The sequence below is a fragment of the Aquariibacter albus genome (assembly GCF_014145335.1).
In the GTDB taxonomy this organism is placed as follows: Bacteria; Pseudomonadota; Gammaproteobacteria; order Burkholderiales; family Burkholderiaceae_C; genus Aquariibacter; species Aquariibacter albus.
The window spans coordinates 788,295-807,762 of record NZ_JACIVI010000001.1 but is presented as its reverse complement, the minus strand read 5'-3'; the positions used below and the strand labels follow the sequence as shown (position 1 = coordinate 807,762).

The following is a 19,468-nucleotide window of genomic DNA, read 5'->3' as shown; positions in this document are numbered from 1 at the left end:
CGGCAAGGCGGTCGGGAACCCAGGCGGGAGCGGGAAAGGTGTGCGGACTCAGCGCTCGACGGTCAGGGCCACGCCCATGCCGCCACCGATGCACAGCGAGGCGATGCCCTTCTTGGCATCGCGCTTCTGCATCTCGTGCAGCAGGGTGACCAGCACGCGGCAGCCGGACGCGCCGATCGGGTGGCCGATGGCGATCGCGCCGCCATTGACGTTGACCTTGCTGGTGTCCCAGCCCATTTCCTGGTGCACGGCACAGGCTTGGGCGGCGAAGGCCTCGTTGATCTCCAGCAAATCCAGTTCCGAAGCCTTCCAGCCCGCGCGCTCCAGGGCCTTGCGGCTGGCGGGCACCGGACCCATGCCCATGATCTTCGGGTCCAGGCCCGAGGAGGCGTAGGACGCGATGCGGGCCATCGGCTTGAGGCCCAGCGCAGCCGCCTTGGCCGCGCTCATCACCATCACCGCGGCGGCGCCGTCGTTGATGCCCGAGGCATTGCCCGCGGTGACCGAACCGGCCTTGTCGAAGGCGGGGCGCAGGCCGGCCAGCACGTCGGCGCTGGTCTTCTTGTTGATGAACTCGTCCTGGTCGAAGACCAGCGGATCGCCCTTCCGCTGGGGAATCAGCACGGGGACGATCTCATCCTTGAAGCGGCCGGCTTCCTGCGCGGCGGCTGCCTTCTGCTGGCTGGCCAGGGCCAGGGCGTCCTGGGTCTCGCGGCTGATGCCGTATTGCTTGGCGATGTTCTCGGCCGTGATGCCCATGTGGTAGTGGTTGTAGGCATCCCACAGACCATCATTGATCATGGTGTCCACGACCTTCCAGTCGCCCATGCGCTGGCCGTCGCGCGAGCCCGGCAGCACATGCGGCGAGGCCGACATGTTCTCCTGGCCACCGGCAATGACGATCTCGGCATCGCCGTCGCGGATGGCCTGGACCGCCAGCATCACCGCCTTCAGGCCCGAACCGCAGACCTTGTTGATGGTGAAGGCGGGCACGCCTTCGGGCAGACCGGCCTTGATGACGGCCTGGCGGGCCGGGTTCTGGCCGCTGCCGGCGGTCAGCACCTGGCCGAGGATGACTTCGCTGATCTGCTCACCCGACACGCCGGTGCGCTGCAGCAGGGACTTGATGACGGCGGCGCCCAGTTCGGGGGCCGGCGTCTTGGCCAGCGAGCCGCCGAACTTGCCCACGGCGGTGCGGGCGGCGGCAACGATCACGATGTCAGTCATGGTTCAGGCTCCTCCAGAGTCTTGGTCGTAGGTCGATCAGAAAGGGACGTGATCGTCAAAGGGGCGGTGTCGGTCCGGGCCCTGCCGGGCTGCGACGGGTCGCAGCAGACACGCGGGACCCGGGCAAGGCAAGAGCCGGACCCGGTTGGCGTGCCGACGAGTGTCCTGCGGGGTCCGGCCGCCGTCCCTCGGCGGCAACCCCGACGGGGCAGACTTGCAACATGCGGCTCAGTTGGGATGGCGGACCCGGGCGTAGCGGCCGGGCGCGGGCTCCAGGGCGGGATAGCGGCTGTTGCCCGCCTGGGCCGGTGCCGCAACGAGTGCACCCGCCTGCGCATCGAGCCAGTCCAGCCAGCCGGGCCACCAGCTGCCGGGCTCCTCGGTTGCCTCGGCCAACCAGTCCTGGGCGGACGGCACGAGGTGCGCGTTCGTCCAGTGACTGCGCTTCTTCTTGGCCGGCGGGTTGACCACCCCGGCGATGTGGCCGGACGCGCCGAGCACGAAGGTCTTGGGCCCCGGGAGCAGGTTCACGCTCTCGTAGGCGCTCTCCCAGGGCACGATGTGGTCCTCGCGCGAGGCGTAGAGGAAGACCGGCATGTCCAGCTTGCCCAGATCGACCCGCTCGCCGCAGACCACCGCCTTGCCCGGCTTCTTGAGGTTGTTCTCGAGGTAGGTGTTGCGCAGGTACCAGCAGTACATCGGCCCCGGCAGGTTCGTGCTGTCGGAGTTCCAGTACAGCAGGTCGAAGGCCGGCGGCGTCTCGCCCTTCAGGTAGTTGCCGACGACATAGTTCCAGACCAGCTCGTTGGGCCGCAGGAAACTGAAGGTCGCGGCCAGTTCGCGACCCTTGAGCAGGCCCCGCTTGCCGATGGTCATCTCGCGCAGGGCCACGGCCTGCTCGTCGACGAAGAGGTCGAGGATGCCAGTGTCGCTGAAATCGAGGAAGCTGGTCAGCAGCGTCATGCTCTTGCAGGGCTTCTCTCCCCGCGCCGCATAGACCGCCAGACCCGTCGTCAGCAGCGTGCCGCCGACGCAGAAGCCCAGGGTGTTGATCTGCGACTGCTTGCTGATCGAGCGCACGGCCTCGATGGAACCGATCACACCCTGCTCGACGTAGTCGTCCCAGGTCGTCTCGGCGAGCGACTCGTCCGCATTGACCCAGCTGACCAGGAAGACCCGGTGGCCCGCCGCCACCGCGTGGCGCACGAAGGAGTTCTCCGGCTGCAGGTCGAGGATGTAGTACTTGTTGATGCAGGGCGGAACGATGAGCAGCGGCGTCTTGCGGACCTTCTCGGTCGTCGGCGCGTACTCGATCAGCTGGCAGACCGCGTTCTCGAAGACCACCGTGCCTGGCGTGGTCGCCAGGTTGCGACCGACCTCGAAGACCGATTCGTCGGTCTGCGAAAGGTGGCCCTGCCTCAGATCGTGGAGCAGGTGCTGCACGCCGGCGGCCAGGCTCTGCCCCTGGGTATCCACGGCCTTGCGCAGGGCCTCGGGGTTCAAAGCCAGGACATTCGATGGCGCAGTGGCGTCGATGAATTGCTGCACTGCGAAACGCACCCGCTCACGCGTCTTTTCGTCGCCCTGGACGGCATCGGCCAGCGAAAGCATCGTGCGGGCGTTCAGCGCATAGAGCTGCGCGCTCAGGGCGGCCGCGGGGTTTTCGGCCCAGGCCTCGCCGGCGAAACGGCGGTCGGCTTTCGGCGGCTCGATCTTCGCGTCGGGACCTGCCGCCAGCCGGTTCCACAGCTCGGTGGCGTCGAGCAGGTACTGCTTCTGAGCCGCCAGCACGGCCTCGGGGGCGAGCGCCATGCCGGACAGGCCCGACAGCGCGCGCTGCCAGCCCTCGGTCAGCGCCTTGTTTGCAGCGCCAAAGCCCGGCAGTTCGGGCAGGCCGGTGTTGAACTTGTCCATGAGTCTCCTGGGTCGTGGGCGCACTGGCCGGTTGGATGCGGAGTATTCCCCGGTTTCAGCCAGAGGCCGTGCACGGAATGCATGTTCAGTGCCATCGATGACATTTCGGTGCAGCGGCGCGCTGCGCAGGTGCACCGGCGGCCCGGGCTCCAGCCGCGAATCCTGAGGCATGCTGGGGCTTGCGGCTTGCGCAATGCTGTCGGCCGTCGTCGCGGCGACACTGCGGGTTCGCCCGCACACCGTCTTGCCTCCTTGCCACGATGTACCTGGTTGCCATCGCCTGGATCTATGTGGCCCTGATGATGGCCGTTGCCGAGGCCACCCACGCCCAAGGCAGCGTGCTGGGCGGCCTGATGACCTTCCTGCTGTACGGCGTCGGGCCGCTGGCCCTGGTGCTCTACCTGCTCGGCACGCCCCAGCGGCGAGCCGCCCGACGTGCGGCGGAAGCCGCCGAGGCCTCCTCGGGCCCAGGGTCTAAGACGGATGATCCGGCTGCCGCGGCCACCAAACCGCCGCCGCCATCCGCCCCGTGACCCCGTCCCGGCGGAAGGAGAAGCAGCGCACAGCGTCTTCGTGCGTGCAGACGCCCGCGGTCTGCACCTGGCGCAGCCCCAGCGCCTGAAGGCGCAGCCGGGCGAGCGCCGGCAGATCCCCCAGCCAGCGCGGCCGGCCATCGGCCGCCGGGCGCGGGCTGGGGCGAAAGCCCGGTCCGGGCTGCGAAGGCGTGGCCCCGAAGGCCGGCAGCACCTCGGCGCCCACTTCGAAAGCCTGCGGTCCGATGCAGGCGCCGATCCAGGCCTGGAGGTCCGAGGGCAGAACCCCCGACGCCACCTGCAGGGCCGCCACCGCCGCCTCGATCACCCCTCCTGCCAACCCCCGCCAGCCCGCATGGACCGCAGCCACGGCCGGCCGATCCGGCGCGGCCAGCAGCAGCGGCAGGCAATCCGCAACCTGCACGATGCACGGCAGGCCGGGCTCGGTGCTCAGGCAGGCGTCGGCCTCGGGCAGCCAGCGGGTACCGTCCGCAGGCGTGTCGATCACCTGCCACGCCAGCCCGGGCATATGGCCGGCCGGCGCCGCCTCGGGCGCCCAGAAACCCAGGGCCCGGGGCTGGCCTGTGGCGTCGCGTCCCCAGCGCAGCACGCGAGCACCATGGACCTGCCGCATCCACAGGCCACCGCAGGCCTCGCCCGCCAGCAAGGCGTCGGACGCCCCCGACCCGGGCAGCCAGGCCCCGTGCCGGCCCAGCCAATCGAGGAAGCGACGGCGGTTCTCGGCCACATCGGCCGGGGCATCGCCCACGGCACTGCCGAGGTTCAGGCCCTGCCAGGGGCCCTGGCTGATCCCCCCGCGGCGGGTGCTCATCACGGCACGCGCCGGGCCGAAGCCAGGGCCGGGCTCCAGCAGGTCGGCAGGCGTCAGCTCATGGAGGTTCGGGGCCGTCATGGGGGCATCATCGCCGAGTCCCGCCCAGGCCCGGTCGGTTCCAGCCCCACCGCTACACTGCCTCGCATGTTGATTGACTCCCGCCGCATCCGCCATTGCCGCGCCTGCGGTCATGCCGTCGACTACAGCGTGCCGGCCGACGACAACCGCGAACGCGCGGTCTGCCCCGCCTGCGGGACCATCCACTACGAGAACCCGATCAACGTCGTCGGCACCGTGCCGACCTGGGGGGACCAGGTGCTGCTCTGCCGGCGTGCCATCGAGCCGCGCCACGGCTTCTGGACGCTGCCCGCCGGCTTCCTCGAACTCGGCGAGACCAGCGCCGAGGGCGCGCTGCGCGAGACCGACGAAGAGGCCGGGGCCCGCGTCGAGCTGCAGGGCCTGTTCAGCGTGATGAACGTGGTGGCCGTCGGCCAGATTCACCTGTACTACCGCGCCGCGCTGCGCGACGTGGATTTCGCCCCCGGGCCCGAAACCCTGGAGGCCCGCCTCTTCACCGAGGCCGAGATCCCCTGGGACGACCTGGCCTTCCGCACCGTGCGGACCACGCTGGAGCGCTACTTCGCCGACCGCCGCGAAGGGCGTTTCGGGCTGCACTGCGTCGATTTCCGCTGAGGGCCCCGCCGCTTGCCGGCGGCTCCGGTCCCAAGCGTCGCTGCGCGTTGACCCCGATGGGTCGGGCCGATCCCATCGGAAACACTTCCGTGTCCATCCTCCGGGAGATTCCATGGCCGACGCCAGCGATGTCATCACCAGCCAGCACATCGAGTCCCTGCAGGCCGTGCTGAAGCACGCCGACAAGGCGCTCAAGCTGCTCGAAACCAAGGCCAAGCGCAAGGTCGAGTACTTCGTCGACGCCCTCGACCGGCTGGAGAAAGAACGCAAGGCTCTCGAAGGCCGCATCGAGAAGCTCAAGGCCGGCGTGGCCAAGCTGCCCCGCTCCACCCCTGCCTTCACCAACCTGGTCAAGGAGGTGTCGGCCTACGCCAAGAGCGCCGAGGCCGAGAGCAAGCAGGAAGAGATCCGCAGCTACTACTTCGGCAAGTCCAAGGTCGGCAGCAGCAGTGCGCTGGAAAGCAAGATCAAGTCGGTACTGCCGGACAAGTGCAAGGGCAACGCCTCGCAGGCGCTGAACGACGTGGTTGCGGGCGAGGACAGCACCAAGGACGCCTCCGCCGCCGGCTCCGGCGTGCGGCATGCCTCCTCGGGCAAGGCGGGGGTCAGCTCATGCACCCTCTTCTGCACCTACGAGGAGGCCAACAAGGGCCTGGAGACCCTGGTCACCATCGTCGGCGTCGGCAGCCACCAGGGCAGCAAGAGCTACCAGATCCACTGGTCCTCGATCTCCAAGCTCAAGGTCGGTTCGGTCTTCGACCTGTGAGACGCCGCACCGCAGCGGCGGCGGGCGCAGGCGCTCAAGCCCCCCGCGTGATCTGCTGCGCCTCCACCTCCACCAGCAGTTCGGCGCGGCAGATGTCGGCGTGCAGGTAGAGGGCGCCGCGCAGCGCCGGGCTGTCGGCCGGGAAGCGGCGGGCCAGGGCCTCGGCCACGGCCGGCTGGTCGGCCGGGTCGCGCAGGTAGAGGGTCAGGGCCAGATCGGCCCAGCGGTGCGGGGCGCGGGCATCGATCTGCGCGGCCAGCCAGACCGATTCCAGGTTGTCCAGCAGGGTCGCGGCCTGCTTGTCGGCCCGGCCGGCATGCAGGCTGGCGTGGCCAACGATGGCCGCGGTGCCCGAAATCAGCAGGCCCTCGCGGCCGCCGCCCAGTTCGGCCAGGGCCGCACGCGCAAAGATCGGGCTGCGCGGTCCGTAGTCGCTGGGGTAGTGGTAGGCGCGGGTCTGGCGCGGGTTCTCCACCGGCACCGGCGGCTGCGGCCCGGCCAGCACATGCACGGTCAGCGGGCCGTGGTGGGTGCCCAGCGCGCAGGCGGCCGGCACCCGGTCGCTGGCGCTGCGGCGCGCCTGGGCGTAGGCCAGGCGGCGGCCGACATTGAACTGGCGGTAGCGCTCCAGGCCGTCCTGGCCGTCGGCCGGGTCGCTGCCGTTGATGTCGGCCAGGTAGTTCCAGATCTTCAGCAGGTGCCAGACCCGGCCCGCCGCGGCCTCGGCATCCAGCAGCCCGAACAGCTCGCGATAGAGGCGCTCGGTGGCCGCCTGCAGGCCGCCCGGCTCGGCGGCCTCGTCGAGCGTGGCCGTGGCCAGCCAGCCATCGGCGCAGCGGGCGGTCGTCCAGCAGCCCAGCTGCGCACGCTGCACCGGGCCGGCGTGCAGCCAGCGCTCGACACAGGCCCCGCCCCCACCCAGGCGGGCCGGCTCGGCCCGATCACGGGCCTCCTGCCCTTCGATCAGCCGCTCGGCCAACAGGGACCAGCCCGGCGGCAGCGCCTGCCCCGCCGCCACACGCTGCCAGCCCAGGCCGCCGGCTGCCCGGTCGGGCCCGTCGAAGGCATCGCCCGACAGGGGCGCAGGCACGGGGGCGAGAGAATCGGAAGACATGCGTGAAGGGGCGGCGCGGTCACGTTCACCGGCCCACGCCGGCGAAGCGTCGGCAGTTTAGAGGCCCGCCCCACGCCCTGCCCTGCCCTGCGATGTCCACCTCCGCCCCGGATCCCTCCGCCCACCCCTGCCTGGCCTGCGGCGCCTGCTGCGCCTGCTACCACGTCGACTTCTCCGTCTATGAACTCGACGAGCACGGCGGCAGCGTGCCCGCCGGCCTGGCCGTGGAAGTCAATGGCAACACCGCCCGCATGCGCGGCACCGACCATGTGCCGATCCGCTGCGCCGCCCTCGTCGGCCAGGTCGGCCGCGCCGCGCACTGCGGCATCTACGAATGGCGGCCCGGCCCCTGCCGCGAGCTGGAACCCGGCAGCCACGGCTGCGAAAAGGCCCGCGCCCGCCACGGCCTGCCGCCGCTGGACGCCGCCGCCTGAGCCCGCCCGGCCCCCGCGTGGCGCGCCCGCCGTCGCCCACCCCGGCTGCGGCGACAATCCCCGGCTTCGCGCCGCCCGCCGGCCTGCTCCTTCCCTGCCCCGCCTGCCCGCCATGCCCTCCATCCTGCAGTCCCTCCCCGTCGGCCAGAAGGTCGGCATCGCCTTCTCCGGCGGCCTGGACACCAGCGCCGCGCTCCACTGGATGAAGCTCAAGGGCGCCCAGCCCTATGCCTACACCGCCAACCTCGGCCAGCCCGACGAGCCGGACTACGACGAGATCCCCCGCAAAGCCCGCCTCTACGGCGCCGAGCAGGCCCGCCTGATCGACTGCCGCCCGCAACTGGTCAACGAAGGCCTCGCCGCCCTGCAGGCCGGCGCCTTCCACATCAGCACCGCCGGCATCACCTACTTCAACACCACGCCCATCGGCCGCGCCGTCACCGGCACCATGCTCGTGGCCGCCATGAAGGAAGACGACGTCAACATCTGGGGCGACGGCAGCACCTTCAAGGGCAACGACATCGAGCGCTTCTACCGCTACGGCCTGCTGACCAACCCCGCGCTCAAGATCTACAAGCCCTGGCTGGACCAGAGCTTCATCGACGAGCTGGGCGGCCGCGCCGAAATGAGCGCCTTCATGACGAAGGCCGGCTTCGGCTACAAGATGAGCGCCGAGAAGGCCTACTCCACCGACAGCAACCTGCTGGGCGCCACCCACGAGGCCAAGGACCTGGAGTTCCTCAACGCCGGCATCACCATCGTCAACCCGATCATGGGCGTGGCCTTCTGGAAGGACGAGGTCGAGGTCAAGCGCGAAACCGTCAGCGTGCGCTTTGAAGAAGGCCGCCCCGTCGCCCTGAACGGCGTGGAATACCCCGACGCCGTCGAACTGCTGCTGGAAGCCAACCGCATCGGCGGCCGCCACGGCCTGGGCATGAGCGACCAGATCGAAAACCGCATCATCGAAGCCAAGAGCCGCGGCATCTACGAAGCCCCCGGCCTGGCCCTGCTCTTCATCGCCTACGAACGCCTCGTCACCGGCATCCATAACGAAGACACCATCGAGCAATACCGCGAAAACGGTCGCAAGCTCGGTCGCCTGCTCTACCAGGGCCGCTGGTTCGACCCGCAAGCCCTCATGCTGCGTGAAACCGCCCAGCGCTGGGTGGCCCGCGCCGTCACCGGCACCGTCACCCTGGAACTGCGCCGCGGCAACGACTACAGCATCCTCGACACCGAAAGCCCCAACCTCACCTACGCCCCCGAGCGCCTGAGCATGGAAAAGGTGGAGAACGCCCCCTTCACCCCGGCCGACCGCATCGGCCAACTGACCATGCGCAACCTGGACATCAGCGACACCCGCGAGAAGCTGGGCGTCTACAGCCGCAGCGGCCTGCTCAGCCTGGGCGAAGCCGGATCGGCCCTGGCGCGCATCGGGAACGACAAGGGCTGATTCGCCCCCCAAACCGCATCAAGCCAAAGGGCTGCCCACGGGCAGCCCTTTTTCTTTGCCTGCACACACGGCGCTTCCGTGAACGCGCCTCAGGAAAGGTCAAACCAGCGGCCGGCCTCCGAACGCAAGCCAACGCAACAACAACAAGCCAGCTGCCCCAGAAAAAGCCTTGGCCACATTGCCAATCTGCCAAACCATCAGCTCGGCCGAATCCAGCGCAGACGGATCAGCGCGGGCCTGAACCCGCTTGCCCAGCCGATACCCCGGATACGCCGCCAACATGCCCAACAGCAGCGCAGACTGCTCGGCCGACCCGAGCGGCCTGAGCACCCACCCCAGCGCACCCCAACCGAGATAGAACAACACCATGGTGTTGCGCAGGTACAGAACGACCTGCAGCTCGTCCCAGGAATAGTGGAAGAAATAGTCCCGCAGTCTTCTGGTGGGCTTGGGTGGGGTCACGGTCCTGTACCGGTTCTATTTTTGCAGTCCGCACCTTATTCCTGTCGATGTTGCTAAGTCGCTGGTGGTGACTGGCTCACATTAAGCTGAGTCGCTGCGTGATTCATTAGGGAATGCTTCCGCGTTGACTTTCAGGGATGCTCTTGTAGTTAAATTTAAACGGTGCCTCAGGCGCCCGCTTGAAAATGGGCCAAGCCATATTTTTTATGGCAAATCATTTCTCAACTATATTTTTAACTAAATCTCCATCGTTCAACGATGCGCCCGAATTCATTTGCACGAATATTTTAGTTTTAGAATTTCCGTAACGATGCGGCCCAGCCAAAAATGCAACCTCTGCAAATGCATTGACAGTAGCATTATAATCTTCCTGAGTCGAAAAATCAAATACAGCACCCCCTTTTCCAGGCACTCCCGTCAAGTCAAAATTATACTTATTTCTAGCCCTCGCTCCAAGCGCCATTGGTTTATCGCGGGTGCAGTTCTTTCCAATACCAGCAGCGACGATTTTATCGCACACTGATGCAGCACTAATTGTCTTTTCCAACGAACAGCCAAGAAGAAACAAAACGCCGAAAAATAAAAAACTTGCAGCGCACTTAAATATCATTTAAATCTCCAATATTGATAATCCAAAGCTAAACCCAAGCAGTACCGTCAGTTGTCAGCTTTAATATTTGGCTCGGCATAGACAATACACTCACCGAACAAAAGGAATGTTTTATAAATTTATTTATGGGTTCGCAGCAAAATAAGCACGATAAGTTGAGAACTAGAACGCTAATTTTCAACTAGCGACCGCAACCTTAAATGAGTCTCTGGTTATACTAAACGCAAACTAAGCTCCAATTATTTACTGACAAGCACCTGCCTCGCGCGCTCCGTACATAGCTTGACTCACGGTAAAATTTTCTCCAGCGCCAGATGAAAGCTGCCGAATGAGGCCTTTACATGAAAAACCTTGCATATCTAAATATTGCTTTGCTGATCTCATAGCCTCTCGATTCCAGTCGATGTTCAAGCTATCCACTGCTACAGTAGCATCAGAAACTTTATAGCCATCTCCAGCCTCAGATGAAAGCTGACGAATAAGTCCCTCCCGCGAGAAACCCTGCATACTGAGGTACTGCCTCGCAGATCTAGCAGCATTATTCTGAGGCCCCGTCATTCTTGTTTCGGCTGATGTGCTTTCTTCTTCAGATTTTTGGACGGGCGGTTTTTCATTCGCATTAAAAATATCAGCGATATTTTCCGCCTTAGCTTCCGTGGAAATCTCAGCCGATTTCTTCGTATTTTTTATTGCGCCACTTGACGCATCCGGAATAGAAACAATAAATGCAATAAATAACACAAAGAAGCTTAGGCCATAAACCTTAATAACTTTTGATCTCGTAGTCCCAACACCAAGAAATGTTTTGGTCGGCCTTACCATTCCCCAAAGCAGAATAATTAGGCATAATAACGCCATTAGAAAAATCAATGCTGTGAAATTCATTACTTCATTCCATTAATATTACGATATTCCTCAAAAACGCTGCTAACAGCCCAGCGCTCGCGGTAAGCCGCGCCGAAGTGCGACGCATGGAGAGCACCCGCAATCGGAGCTTGTGAGCATCGGCTTGGCCAACCAGTTAGGCTGGGAAGCGAAGGCACTAAGTTATGTATGGATTGGGAATTAGGGTTTATGTTCATGTTGCTTAAGGACTTCGAAAAGCTCATCCCAAAACGCAACAATTACGCGCTCGATTTCTTGTAGATGGGTAGTTGTAACATATATACCCTCTCCCAGCAGTGGTTTGCCCAAGTGCAATGATGGTCCGATATCTGGGTCGCTAGATAATTGCGGATCGATGAAAAAATTTGGCCTCGCTTTTCGAAGAGCTTGAGCGGCTTCACCCTCTCCGTGCTTGATAGCATTTGCTAGCTGTTCAATTTCTTTAAGCTGCCCCCAAGACGGAAGGCTCTTTATGTGGACACCCAATTTTTCAAGATGCGCCACGACATGAAAAGGTTTTAGTTTTTTGGGGTCGTTCTGCACGCGTAGTGGATCACGCAATTCGCGCTTATAGAACAGCATTATATGCTGCTCATGAATATGGAATAGCGATGCAGCGAATAAATTCACTACACCCTGATTTAATCCACTCATGAGAGAGTAGTGTTTGTATCCCGCATTGAAGGCCGCATCCATAAAATCAGAGGGATCATAGTCGCCGCTTGTGAGCGAAGAAGTAAGCCCACTCCATGTTTGATTTTGAATGTCCGCAGCCTCAGCCGAGATGTTTGAGAGCTGAGGGAGAATACTTTCATGCAGAACCTTGACGAGGTTCGCCAACTCAACAAATAGAGTGGAGCGAAAGTGGTTGTGCCAAAAACTTGCGTTGAAATACATGAAGAGCCCAACGTGAAAGCTCACTGGCAGCCGCAGGCTGTCCAGTGCAGCGGCGTGTTCTACGTGCTTGGTTGCGGGCCAGCCCGCCAGCCTCACTGTTCAGATTCAACAGATCCCCCACTGGGCGTCAATTGATGCTGTTAGGGTCACGCTGCGTTGATGGCTTGACCGCTCAATCTCGCTTGTGTGTGCATGCCTGCAACGCAGCGCAAACTAGCAGATTCTTAGCGCTGCATAAACCTGCCCATTTCTGCAGATCCCTTGCTGGAGTGTGCCGAGCAACCTTGCTCGAAGAACAAGTAATGGATGTCACGCCGACGACGTGCCCGCGCCGCCTAACGTTCAAGGCCCCGAAGAGTACACGCTCCCGTCGCCGCCTGAAAGACCCACCCACACCACGTTTTATTCCAGAGTCGCTCAGCGCATTGGCTGACCCAAAGGCTTAACCCCAGATGCAACACACCCCCTTTCAAGCGACTTGACCCTTTGCATGATGCGATCCAAAAGCGGCGCGACCTGCCGTAAGCAGCGCATGTTCATGGCAAGCAGCTCCAACGTTTCACCTTGTTTCTCTGTGGCGGTCTTCCGGGCATCACCAATACCTCTGATCGGCGATTGCACAGGTGAAGCAAGCCCCGCACTTTCTTCTGCCTCAGTTTCTGACGGCACGCCATCAATGACCTGTTCAGACACCTTCAGCGGCGGATGCTCGCCACCAGGCGGGCCGGGAAGGGGTGGCCGCTCCGGCCGCCCGAGCCCCCGGCACAATCCGCGCCCGGCCCGCTTCCTTTCCTGCCATGTCCCCCGACACCCCCTCCCCTTCCTGCAACGGTGGCCTGCCGCCGCCCGCGTCCGTGCGCATCGGTCTGGTGTCGGTCAGCGACCGGGCGAGCGCCGGGGTCTACACCGACCAGGGCATTCCTTCGCTGCAAGCCTGGCTGGGCAAGGCGCTGCTGAATCCGATCACCTGGGTGACGCGGCTGGTGCCCGATGAGGTGCCGCAGATCAGCGCCGCGCTGCAGGCGCTGGTGGACGAGGAGGCTTGCGATCTGGTGCTGACCACCGGCGGCACCGGCCCGGCGCCGCGCGATGTGACGCCGGAGGCGACGCGGGCGGTGGGCGAGCGTGAGATGCCGGGCTTTGGCGAGCAGATGCGGCAGATCAGCCTGCGCTTCGTGCCCACGGCCATCCTGTCGCGGCAGACGGCGGTGATTCGCGGCAAGGCGCTGATCCTGAATCTGCCCGGCCAGCCCAAGTCCATCGCCGAGACGCTGGAGGGCCTGCCGGCCGCCACGCCGCCCTGCCCGGGCATCTTCGCGGCGGTGCCGTATTGCATCGACCTGATCGGCGGCCCTTACCTGGAGACGGACGCCGCCGTGTGCAAGGCCTTCCGGCCGAAGACGGCGATCCGCTGGACGCGGCCCTGAGCTTGGCGGCCGCGCCGACGGCGCTCAGGGCAGGAAGGGCGGGGTCAGCAGGCGCAGGCCCAGGCTGAGCCAGCGGCTGCGGGGCTCGCCGCCCAGGCGTTCGCCGGCGGTGGCGTCCAGTTGCAGCCGCCCGGGCAGCAGCCAGCTGCGCAGGCCGATCTGGACCATGGGCCGGCCGGCCGCCTGGTCGAAGACTTCGGCGATGCCGCCCAGGCGGGGCGCGACGGCCCATTCCAGGCCCAGGCCCCAGCTCAGGCGCTCGCGCCGGGTGGCGCCTTCGTGCAGCAGGCCCAGGTTGGCGTGCAGCAGCAGTTCGTCCAGCCCGAAGGAGCGGCTGAAGGGCAGGTAGGCGTAGAACTCGTCGGCCGGGCCGGGTCGCTGGACGGTGCCCACGGCCAGGCCGTAGCCCCAGTCGCCCGGCGTGAGGGGACGGAACAGGGTTTTGGCCTGCAGCAGCACGGCATCGGTGGCCGGGCCCTCGCCGCGCTGGCGCGCACCGCCCAGCGTCAGTTCCAGCCCGCCGGCCGGGTTGCAGGCCGGCAGGGCCCAGCTTTCGCCGCCCTCGGGGCCGACACGGCGCCAGGTTTCGAGCTGGCAGGCCTGCGGATCGACCAGGCGGGCGTCGTCGGTGACCATGGGGCGGGCGGCCCAGGCCGGTGCGGTGGCCAGCCCCAGCAGGCCGAGGACGGCCACGCTGCGCCGGATCGGCCGGCGGCGATGGGCGTGCGGGGCGGGCCAGGGCATCGCAACAGTCTGTGCCCGCAGGGCGACAGCGCGATGACGGCCGCCGGGGCGGAACGGTGGCGGGCCGCCCGCCGGTCTCACAGCCGCAGCCGGGTGCCCAGCTCGACCACCGCGCCCTCGGGCAGGCGGAAGAAGCCGGCCACGCCGCGGGCCTGGCGGCTCATGGCGGCGAAGACCCGGTCGGCCCAGGCCGAAGGACCGCCCGCGGCCCGCGGCAGCAGGGTTTCGCGGCTGAGGAAGTAGCTCGTGGCGGCGGGCTCGATGGGCAGGCCGTGCGCGGCCAGACCGGCCAGGGCCTGCGGCAGGTCGGGCTCTTCCATGAAGCCGAAGGCCACGCCGACCCGCCAGAAGCCCTGGCCCAGGGGCTGCACGCTCAGGCGCTGTCCGGCCGGCACCCAGGGGCTGTCGGCAAAGCGCACGGTGAGCACCAGGTTGCGGGCGTGCAGATGCTGGTGGTGCTTGAGGTTGTGCAGCAGGGCCTGCGGCACGGTCTGCGCGTCGGCCGAGGGGTAGATGGCGGTGCGGGCGATGCGCGGCAGCGGGTCGGCGGCGAGGCGGGCGACGAAGTCGTCCAGCGCGAGGCCGTCGCGGCGCAGCGCGGCCAGCAGGCGATGGCGGCCACGCGCCCACAGCGCCATGCCCAGGCCCAGCAGGCCGCCCAGGGCCAGGGGGAACCAGCCGCCGTCGGCGAACTTGATCAGGCAGCCGCCGATCATCAGCCCGTCCAGCCCGAGCAGACCGGCCAGCAGCAGGCCGACCCGCAGCCGCGGCCAGCCCCAGGCGCGGCGCGCGAGCACGGCCACCAGCAGGCCGGTGATGCCCATGGTCAGGGTGACGGCGATGCCGTAGGCGGCCGCCAGCGCCGAGGAGCTGCCGAAGCCCAGCACCGCCGCCAGCACGCCGGCCAGCAGCACGGCATTGACGACCGGCATGTAGATCTGCCCCGAAGCCGCCGCCGAGGTGTGGCGCACCGTCAGCCGCGGCAGGAAGCCGAGCTGCATGGCCTGCCGGGTGACCGAGTAGGCCCCCGAGATCACCGCCTGCGAGGCGATGATGGCCGCCAGGGTCGCCAGGCCCAGGGCCGGCCACAGGGCCCAGGCGGGGAACATCCGGAAGAAGGGGTTCTCCAGGGCGGCCGGCTCGGCCATCAGCAGCGCGCCCTGCCCCAGGTAATGCAGGGCCAGGGCCGGGAAGACGAAGAAGCTCCAGGCCCGGGCGATGGGCTGGCGGCCGAAGTGGCCCAGGTCGGCATAGAGCGCCTCGGCGCCGGTGACGGCCAGCACGATGGCGCCCAGAACCAGCAGGAGGCCGGGGCCGCGATCGGCCAGGAAGCCGACGGCCGCCAGCGGGTTCAGCGCCGCCAGGATGGCCGGGGTCTGCGCGATCTGCACGACGCCGGTCAGCGCCAGCGTGAAGAACCACAGGGCGATGATGGGCCCGAAGGCCGTGCCCACCCGGGCCGTGCCGAAGCGCTGCACCAGGAAGAGCCCGGCCAGGATCAGCACCGCGGCCGGCAGCGTCCAGTGCGCCAGCGCGGGCGAGGCGACGGCCAGGCCCTCCATCGCCCCCAGCACCGAGATGGCCGGGGTGATCAGGCTGTCGCCATAGAACAGCGTGGCCGCGGCGAGGCCCAGGGCCAGCACGAGGGTGCGCTGCGCCGGCCGACCGTCCATCAGGCCGGCGACGCGGGCGGCCAGGGCCAGGGCACCGCCCTCGCCGTGGTGGTCGGCACGCAGCACCAGCAGCACGTACTTGAGCGAGACGACGAGCAGCAGCGTCCAGACGATGACCGAGACGGCGCCCACCAGGTGCGGCGCATCCAGCGGCACGCCGGTGGCGGGGGCGAAGACCTCCTTGACGGTGTAGAGCGGGCTGGTGCCGATGTCGCCATAGACCACGCCGAGCGCGGCCACGGTGAGGGCGGCCTGGGTGGCGCGGGGGGCCGGCACGGCGCCGGCCCCTTGGGGAAGGGAAGCCATGGGGTCGGGGCCGCGAGGGGCCCGGAGCGGAGAGGGCTTCATGCTCCGCCGCGCGGCATCAGGGCCGCATAAGGACGCGGCGGCCGGGATGGCGTGCGGGCTCAGGTGCCCTCGTCGGGCTCGGGCTCGACCAGGCGGTAGCCCACGCCCGGCTCGGTCAGCAGGCGGCGCGGGTCGGCGGGCTCGGCCTCCAGCTTGGCGCGCAGCTGGGCCATGTAGAGCCGCAGGTAGTGGGTCTGCTCGACGCAGTCCGGCCCCCAGACCTCGGCGAGCAGCTGGCGGTGGGTGCGCACGCGGCCGGCGCCGCGCACCAGGCAGGCGAGCAGGCGGAATTCGGTGGGGGTCAGATGCACCTCGGCGCCGTGCAGGCGGACGCGGTGGGCGGCCAGGTCCACCGCCAGGCCGTCACGGACGTAGTGGCGGCGGGCCGGCTCGGGCGCGCGGCCGCGGTGGCGCCAGGCCACCCGCATGCGGGCCAGCAGCTCGGGCAGTCCGAAGGGCTTGACCAGGTAGTCGTCGGCCCCGGCGTCGAGCAGGCGGACCTTGCCGGCCTCGTCCTCGCGGGCGGAGATCACCAGCACCGGCAGGCCGGGCAGGCGCAGCGGGCTGTCGGGCGCGCGCAGGCGGACGAGCAGGGCCTCGCCCTCGCCGTCGGGCAGGCCCAGGTCGAGCAGCAGCAGCTCGGGCGGCTCGCGGCGGCGCAGGGCTTCGGCGAGCTGGGCCTCGGCATCGGCCCGGCTTGCCGCGGCCGCCACGGCATGGCCCTCGGCCTCCAGGCCGGCGCGCAGGGTGGCGCGCAGCACGGGGTCGTCCTCGACCAGCAGCACGCGCAGGCTCACGGCGGGGTCTCCCGGGGCCGCGGGACCGGCAGCCCCGGCTGCGCAGCGGGCCCGTCCGGAGCCGGCCGCTCGGAGCGGGCGGACGCCGGATCGGCCGCCAGCGGCACCTCGCCGGCGGCGGGCGCATCGGCGGCCAGCGGCAGCCAGCATTCGAAGCTGGCGCCGCCGTGGGCGCGGGCGCGCAGGCGCAGGCGGCCCCCGTGGGCCGCGGCGATGGCCCGGCCCAGGGCCAGGCCCAGGCCGGCGCCGCGGCGCTGCGGGGCGGCCTCGCCCGGCGCACGCGGGCCGCGTTCGAAGGGCTGGAAGATGCGCTCGCGCAGGGCCAGCGGCACGCCGGGACCGCGGTCGCGCACGGCCAGCAGCAGACCGCCGTCCTGGCGTCGGGCCAGCAGCTCCACCGGGCCGGCGGGGCCGCCATGGCGCAGGGCGTTGTCGACCAGGTTGTCGAGCAGCTGCACCAGGCGCGCGGCATCGGCCTGCAGCAGCGGCAGGCCGGGCTCGACCCGGGCCTTGAGGCGCCGCGCCGGGTCATGCCGGCGGGCGCGGGCCAGCACGGTGGCGACGATCTCCTCGACCGACTCCCAGTCCGCCGCCAGCCGCGCGCCGGGCGCCTCCAGCCGGGCGAGCTGCAGGCTGTTCTCGCTCAGGCGGACCAGGCCCTCGGCCTCCTCGATCACGGTGTCGAGCAGGGCGGCGCGGCGGGCCGGGTCCAGCGGGCGGTCGGTCTCGCGCAAGGCGGTGGCCGCGCCCAGCAGGGCGGCCAGCGGCGTGCGCTGGTCGTGGGCAATCGACGCCAGCAGGGTGTTGCGCAGGGTGGTGGCCTCGGCCTCGGCGCGGGCGGCGGCGGCGGCCTCGCGCAGGCGGGCCTGGGCCAGGGCCTCGGCATAGGGCTCCAGCAGCTCCGGCAGCGCGGCCAGGCCCTCGGCCCAGACCGGGTCGGCCGGGCCGCGCTCGGCCCGCGCCAGGCCCAGCACCAGCACACCCTCCGGGCCCTGCGGGCCGGGCAGCGGCAGGATCCAGGCCGATGACGCCTCGTGGTGGCCGGTGCCGGGGCCGAAGGCACGGCCGAGGCGATGGGCCAGGCCGGCGCCCTCCCGCTGTTCGGCGCCGGGTGGGTCGCCCACCCAGGCCTCGGGCCAGGACCCGGCGGCGGGCAGCCAGAGGCTGGCGCCGAGGAGGCCGGGCCGATCGCGCAGGCCCTCGCGGAGGCGGTCGAGCAGGGCCGCGGCCAGCTCGCGCGGATGAGCAGCCCCGCGCAGGGCCTCGGCCCAGGCGCGGCGGGCCTCGGCCCGTGTGGCCTGGGCGGCGGCACGCTCGGCCGCGCGGCGCTGGCGTGCGACCAGGGCCGCCACCAGGCCGCCGACCAGCACGGTGGTGGCCAGCAGCAGCACATCGGGCTGCAGGGCCACGCGCAGGCTGCCACGCGGCGGCACCAGGCTCCAGTTGAAGGCGGCCACCGCCAGCGTGCAGACCGCCACCGAGGGCCCGGGCGGCAGGAGCAGGCCGCTCAGTGCCGCGGCCAGCACGAGCAGCAGCGCGAGGGTGGCATGCTCGACCCGGCCGTCGAGGGCGGCCAGGGCCAGGGCCGTGAGGCCCCACAGCAGGGCCGCCGCCGCCAGCGTGCGCCCGGACGACCCAGGCCGGCGGGCAGGAGACGGGGGAGCGGCGAGCGGTGCCATGGGGCGAAGCCTGCCACGCCGGGCATCAGGATGGCATCAGGACGCGGTCCGCAAGCCCTGTCCGCCGGGCACGGCCGGGGTGCGGCGGGCTCCCGGCCGGCGTGACCCGCTCAGCGGAGCGGGCTGCACCGGGCGCCGGCCCGGGGCCGCCCTTCCCTCACTTCACCAGGCCCTTGAGCCCCTCGGCGTCGAAGGCCTCGGCGCGCTGCGCATCGCCGGGCACGCAGACTTCGGGGTTCTGCGCCTTGATCAGCGTGTCCAGCGCCTGCCAGAGCATGGCGATCTGGTGCTCGTGGCCGGCGGCGGAATCGATCAGGCCGCGCATGGCCTGCGAGACGGGGTCGTCGCCCTGGGTGACGCCGTAGGCCGAGAAGCCCATCTTGGCAGCGGCGGCCTCGCGGGCCGCATCGTCGGGCGCATGCAGGATGCGCGCAGGGTTGCCCACGGCGGTCGCCCCGGCCGGCACGGGCTTGACGACGACGGCGCTGGAGCCGATGCGCGCGCCATCGCCCACCGTGAAGCCGCCCAGCACCTGCGAATTGGCGCCGACGATCACGCCCTTGCCCAGGGTGGGATGGCGCTTGGCGCCCTTGTAGAGCGAGGTGCCGCCCAGGGTGACGCCCTGGTAGATGGTGCAGTCGTCGCCGACTTCGGCGGTCTCGCCGATGACGACACCCATGCCGTGGTCGATGAAGACGCGATGGCCCAGGGTGGCGCCCGGGTGGATCTCGATGCCGGTCAGGAAGCGGCCGGTCTGCGACAGGAAGCGCCCCAGCCAGAACCAGCGCCGCCGCCAGCAGGCATGGGCCCAGCGGTGGATGACGATGGCATGCAGGCCCGGGTAGCAGGTGAGCACCTCGAAGGCCGAACGCGCGGCCGGGTCGCGTTCGAGGATGCAGGCGATGTCTTCGCGCAGGCGGGCAAACATGGTCGGGGGCGGAGGCGGGGGCTGCGCGGGGCGGGAGAGCCTGCGGAAA

Annotated in this window: 20 protein-coding genes; 6 read left to right on the top strand and 14 right to left on the bottom strand. The window is 68.5% G+C overall.

What is annotated here, in order from left to right; all coding sequences use genetic code 11:
• Window positions 1-48: 48 nt before the first annotated feature.
• Together H4F90_RS03605 and phaC are read right to left on the bottom strand one after the other, a co-directional pair.
• Window positions 49-1,227, bottom strand: coding sequence for an acetyl-CoA C-acetyltransferase (locus H4F90_RS03605; RefSeq protein WP_182661544.1), 1,179 nt, complete (start codon window positions 1,225-1,227; stop codon window positions 49-51).
• Between the two features lie 228 nt (window positions 1,228-1,455).
• The gene (gene phaC, locus H4F90_RS03600) at window positions 1,456-3,141 is read right to left on the bottom strand and encodes a class I poly(R)-hydroxyalkanoic acid synthase (protein WP_182661542.1); all 1,686 of its coding nucleotides are present in this window, start codon (window positions 3,139-3,141) and stop codon (window positions 1,456-1,458) included.
• 260 nt (window positions 3,142-3,401) lie between these two features.
• Here phaC and H4F90_RS03595 point away from each other — a divergent pair, with 260 nt between their 5' ends.
• Complete coding sequence (locus H4F90_RS03595) at window positions 3,402-3,674, top strand: hypothetical protein (protein ID WP_182661540.1); 273 nt, start codon at window positions 3,402-3,404, stop codon at window positions 3,672-3,674.
• Here the strand turns inward: H4F90_RS03595 and H4F90_RS03590 are convergent.
• Complete coding sequence (locus H4F90_RS03590; RefSeq protein ID WP_182661538.1) at window positions 3,616-4,587, bottom strand: polyphenol oxidase family protein; 972 nt, start codon at window positions 4,585-4,587, stop codon at window positions 3,616-3,618. The genes H4F90_RS03595 and H4F90_RS03590 overlap by 59 nt on opposite strands.
• A 66-nt stretch (window positions 4,588-4,653) precedes the next feature.
• On the opposite strand from H4F90_RS03590, the gene H4F90_RS03585 reads away from it, so the two are divergent.
• Complete coding sequence (locus H4F90_RS03585; protein WP_407926155.1) at window positions 4,654-5,202, top strand: NUDIX hydrolase; 549 nt, start codon at window positions 4,654-4,656, stop codon at window positions 5,200-5,202.
• Between the two features lie 112 nt (window positions 5,203-5,314).
• Complete coding sequence (locus H4F90_RS03580) at window positions 5,315-5,968, top strand: hypothetical protein (protein WP_182661536.1); 654 nt, start codon at window positions 5,315-5,317, stop codon at window positions 5,966-5,968.
• A gap of 34 nt (window positions 5,969-6,002) precedes the next feature.
• Here H4F90_RS03580 and H4F90_RS03575 read toward each other — a convergent pair whose 3' ends face one another.
• Window positions 6,003-7,082, bottom strand: coding sequence for a chorismate transformation enzyme, FkbO/Hyg5 family (locus H4F90_RS03575; protein ID WP_182661534.1), 1,080 nt, complete (start codon window positions 7,080-7,082; stop codon window positions 6,003-6,005).
• 92 nt (window positions 7,083-7,174) lie between these two features.
• Here H4F90_RS03575 and H4F90_RS03570 point away from each other — a divergent pair, with 92 nt between their 5' ends.
• Together H4F90_RS03570 and argG are read left to right on the top strand one after the other, a co-directional pair.
• Window positions 7,175-7,516, top strand: a complete 342-nt coding sequence (locus H4F90_RS03570) for a YkgJ family cysteine cluster protein (RefSeq protein ID WP_182661532.1) — start codon at window positions 7,175-7,177, stop codon at window positions 7,514-7,516.
• 112 nt (window positions 7,517-7,628) lie between these two features.
• Complete coding sequence (gene argG, locus H4F90_RS03565) at window positions 7,629-8,969, top strand: argininosuccinate synthase (protein ID WP_182661530.1); 1,341 nt, start codon at window positions 7,629-7,631, stop codon at window positions 8,967-8,969.
• A 99-nt stretch (window positions 8,970-9,068) separates the two neighbouring features.
• Here argG and H4F90_RS03560 read toward each other — a convergent pair whose 3' ends face one another.
• From H4F90_RS03560 to H4F90_RS03540, 5 genes are all read right to left on the bottom strand, one after another.
• Window positions 9,069-9,431, bottom strand: coding sequence for a hypothetical protein (locus H4F90_RS03560; RefSeq protein WP_182661528.1), 363 nt, complete (start codon window positions 9,429-9,431; stop codon window positions 9,069-9,071).
• A 214-nt stretch (window positions 9,432-9,645) separates the two neighbouring features.
• Window positions 9,646-10,041, bottom strand: coding sequence for a hypothetical protein (locus H4F90_RS03555; protein WP_182661526.1), 396 nt, complete (start codon window positions 10,039-10,041; stop codon window positions 9,646-9,648).
• Window positions 10,042-10,284: 243 nt separating this feature from the next.
• Entirely contained in the window at window positions 10,285-10,926 is a 642-nt protein-coding gene (locus H4F90_RS15480; protein ID WP_235971931.1) for an Ltp family lipoprotein, read from the bottom strand.
• A 180-nt stretch (window positions 10,927-11,106) separates the two neighbouring features.
• Window positions 11,107-11,823 carry a hypothetical protein gene (locus H4F90_RS03545; RefSeq protein WP_182661524.1) on the bottom strand — a complete coding sequence of 239 codons (717 nt, stop codon included), beginning with the start codon at window positions 11,821-11,823 and terminating at the stop codon, window positions 11,107-11,109.
• Between the two features lie 417 nt (window positions 11,824-12,240).
• Entirely contained in the window at window positions 12,241-12,516 is a 276-nt protein-coding gene (locus tag H4F90_RS03540; RefSeq protein WP_182661523.1) for a hypothetical protein, read from the bottom strand.
• Between the two features lie 104 nt (window positions 12,517-12,620).
• Here H4F90_RS03540 and mog point away from each other — a divergent pair, with 104 nt between their 5' ends.
• A complete protein-coding gene (gene mog / locus H4F90_RS03535) occupies window positions 12,621-13,250 on the top strand; it encodes a molybdopterin adenylyltransferase (RefSeq protein WP_182661521.1) in 630 nt (209 codons plus the stop codon).
• Between the two features lie 24 nt (window positions 13,251-13,274).
• Here mog and H4F90_RS03530 read toward each other — a convergent pair whose 3' ends face one another.
• The 5 genes from H4F90_RS03530 to cysE all read right to left on the bottom strand — a co-directional run bounded on the left by H4F90_RS03530 (window position 13,275) and on the right by cysE (window position 19,419).
• The gene (locus H4F90_RS03530) at window positions 13,275-13,994 is read right to left on the bottom strand and encodes a hypothetical protein (protein WP_182661520.1); all 720 of its coding nucleotides are present in this window, start codon (window positions 13,992-13,994) and stop codon (window positions 13,275-13,277) included.
• 77 nt (window positions 13,995-14,071) lie between these two features.
• Window positions 14,072-15,943: a potassium transporter Kup gene (locus H4F90_RS03525; RefSeq protein WP_328700851.1), complete on the bottom strand. Its 1,872-nt coding sequence runs from the start codon at window positions 15,941-15,943 to the stop codon at window positions 14,072-14,074.
• Window positions 15,944-16,074: 131 nt separating this feature from the next.
• A complete protein-coding gene (locus H4F90_RS03520; protein ID WP_182661516.1) occupies window positions 16,075-16,812 on the bottom strand; it encodes a winged helix-turn-helix domain-containing protein in 738 nt (245 codons plus the stop codon).
• Entirely contained in the window at window positions 16,809-18,491 is a 1,683-nt protein-coding gene (locus H4F90_RS03515) for an ATP-binding protein (protein WP_182661514.1), read from the bottom strand. Before H4F90_RS03515 ends, H4F90_RS03520 begins: the two co-directional genes overlap by 4 nt.
• A 157-nt stretch (window positions 18,492-18,648) precedes the next feature.
• The gene (cysE, locus tag H4F90_RS03510) at window positions 18,649-19,419 is read right to left on the bottom strand and encodes a serine O-acetyltransferase (protein ID WP_182661512.1); all 771 of its coding nucleotides are present in this window, start codon (window positions 19,417-19,419) and stop codon (window positions 18,649-18,651) included.
• Between the last annotated feature and the right edge of the window lie 49 nt (window positions 19,420-19,468).

Coding starts and splice junctions, on each gene's coding strand:
- H4F90_RS03555 (WP_182661526.1), bottom strand. CDS start 10,041: ATGATATTTAAGTGCGCTGCAAGTTTTTTATTTTTCGGCGTTTTGTTT.
- argG (WP_182661530.1), top strand. CDS start 7,629: ATGCCCTCCATCCTGCAGTCCCTCCCCGTCGGCCAGAAGGTCGGCATC.
- H4F90_RS03590 (WP_182661538.1), bottom strand. CDS start 4,587: ATGACGGCCCCGAACCTCCATGAGCTGACGCCTGCCGACCTGCTGGAG.
- phaC (WP_182661542.1), bottom strand. CDS start 3,141: ATGGACAAGTTCAACACCGGCCTGCCCGAACTGCCGGGCTTTGGCGCT.
- H4F90_RS03585 (WP_407926155.1), top strand. CDS start 4,654: ATGTTGATTGACTCCCGCCGCATCCGCCATTGCCGCGCCTGCGGTCAT.
- H4F90_RS03605 (WP_182661544.1), bottom strand. CDS start 1,227: ATGACTGACATCGTGATCGTTGCCGCCGCCCGCACCGCCGTGGGCAAG.
- H4F90_RS03595 (WP_182661540.1), top strand. CDS start 3,402: ATGTACCTGGTTGCCATCGCCTGGATCTATGTGGCCCTGATGATGGCC.
- H4F90_RS03545 (WP_182661524.1), bottom strand. CDS start 11,823: ATGTATTTCAACGCAAGTTTTTGGCACAACCACTTTCGCTCCACTCTA.
- H4F90_RS03530 (WP_182661520.1), bottom strand. CDS start 13,994: ATGCCCTGGCCCGCCCCGCACGCCCATCGCCGCCGGCCGATCCGGCGC.
- H4F90_RS03570 (WP_182661532.1), top strand. CDS start 7,175: ATGTCCACCTCCGCCCCGGATCCCTCCGCCCACCCCTGCCTGGCCTGC.
- H4F90_RS15480 (WP_235971931.1), bottom strand. CDS start 10,926: ATGAATTTCACAGCATTGATTTTTCTAATGGCGTTATTATGCCTAATT.
- mog (WP_182661521.1), top strand. CDS start 12,621: ATGTCCCCCGACACCCCCTCCCCTTCCTGCAACGGTGGCCTGCCGCCG.
- cysE (WP_182661512.1), bottom strand. CDS start 19,419: ATGTTTGCCCGCCTGCGCGAAGACATCGCCTGCATCCTCGAACGCGAC.
- H4F90_RS03515 (WP_182661514.1), bottom strand. CDS start 18,491: ATGGCACCGCTCGCCGCTCCCCCGTCTCCTGCCCGCCGGCCTGGGTCG.
- H4F90_RS03580 (WP_182661536.1), top strand. CDS start 5,315: ATGGCCGACGCCAGCGATGTCATCACCAGCCAGCACATCGAGTCCCTG.
- H4F90_RS03575 (WP_182661534.1), bottom strand. CDS start 7,082: ATGTCTTCCGATTCTCTCGCCCCCGTGCCTGCGCCCCTGTCGGGCGAT.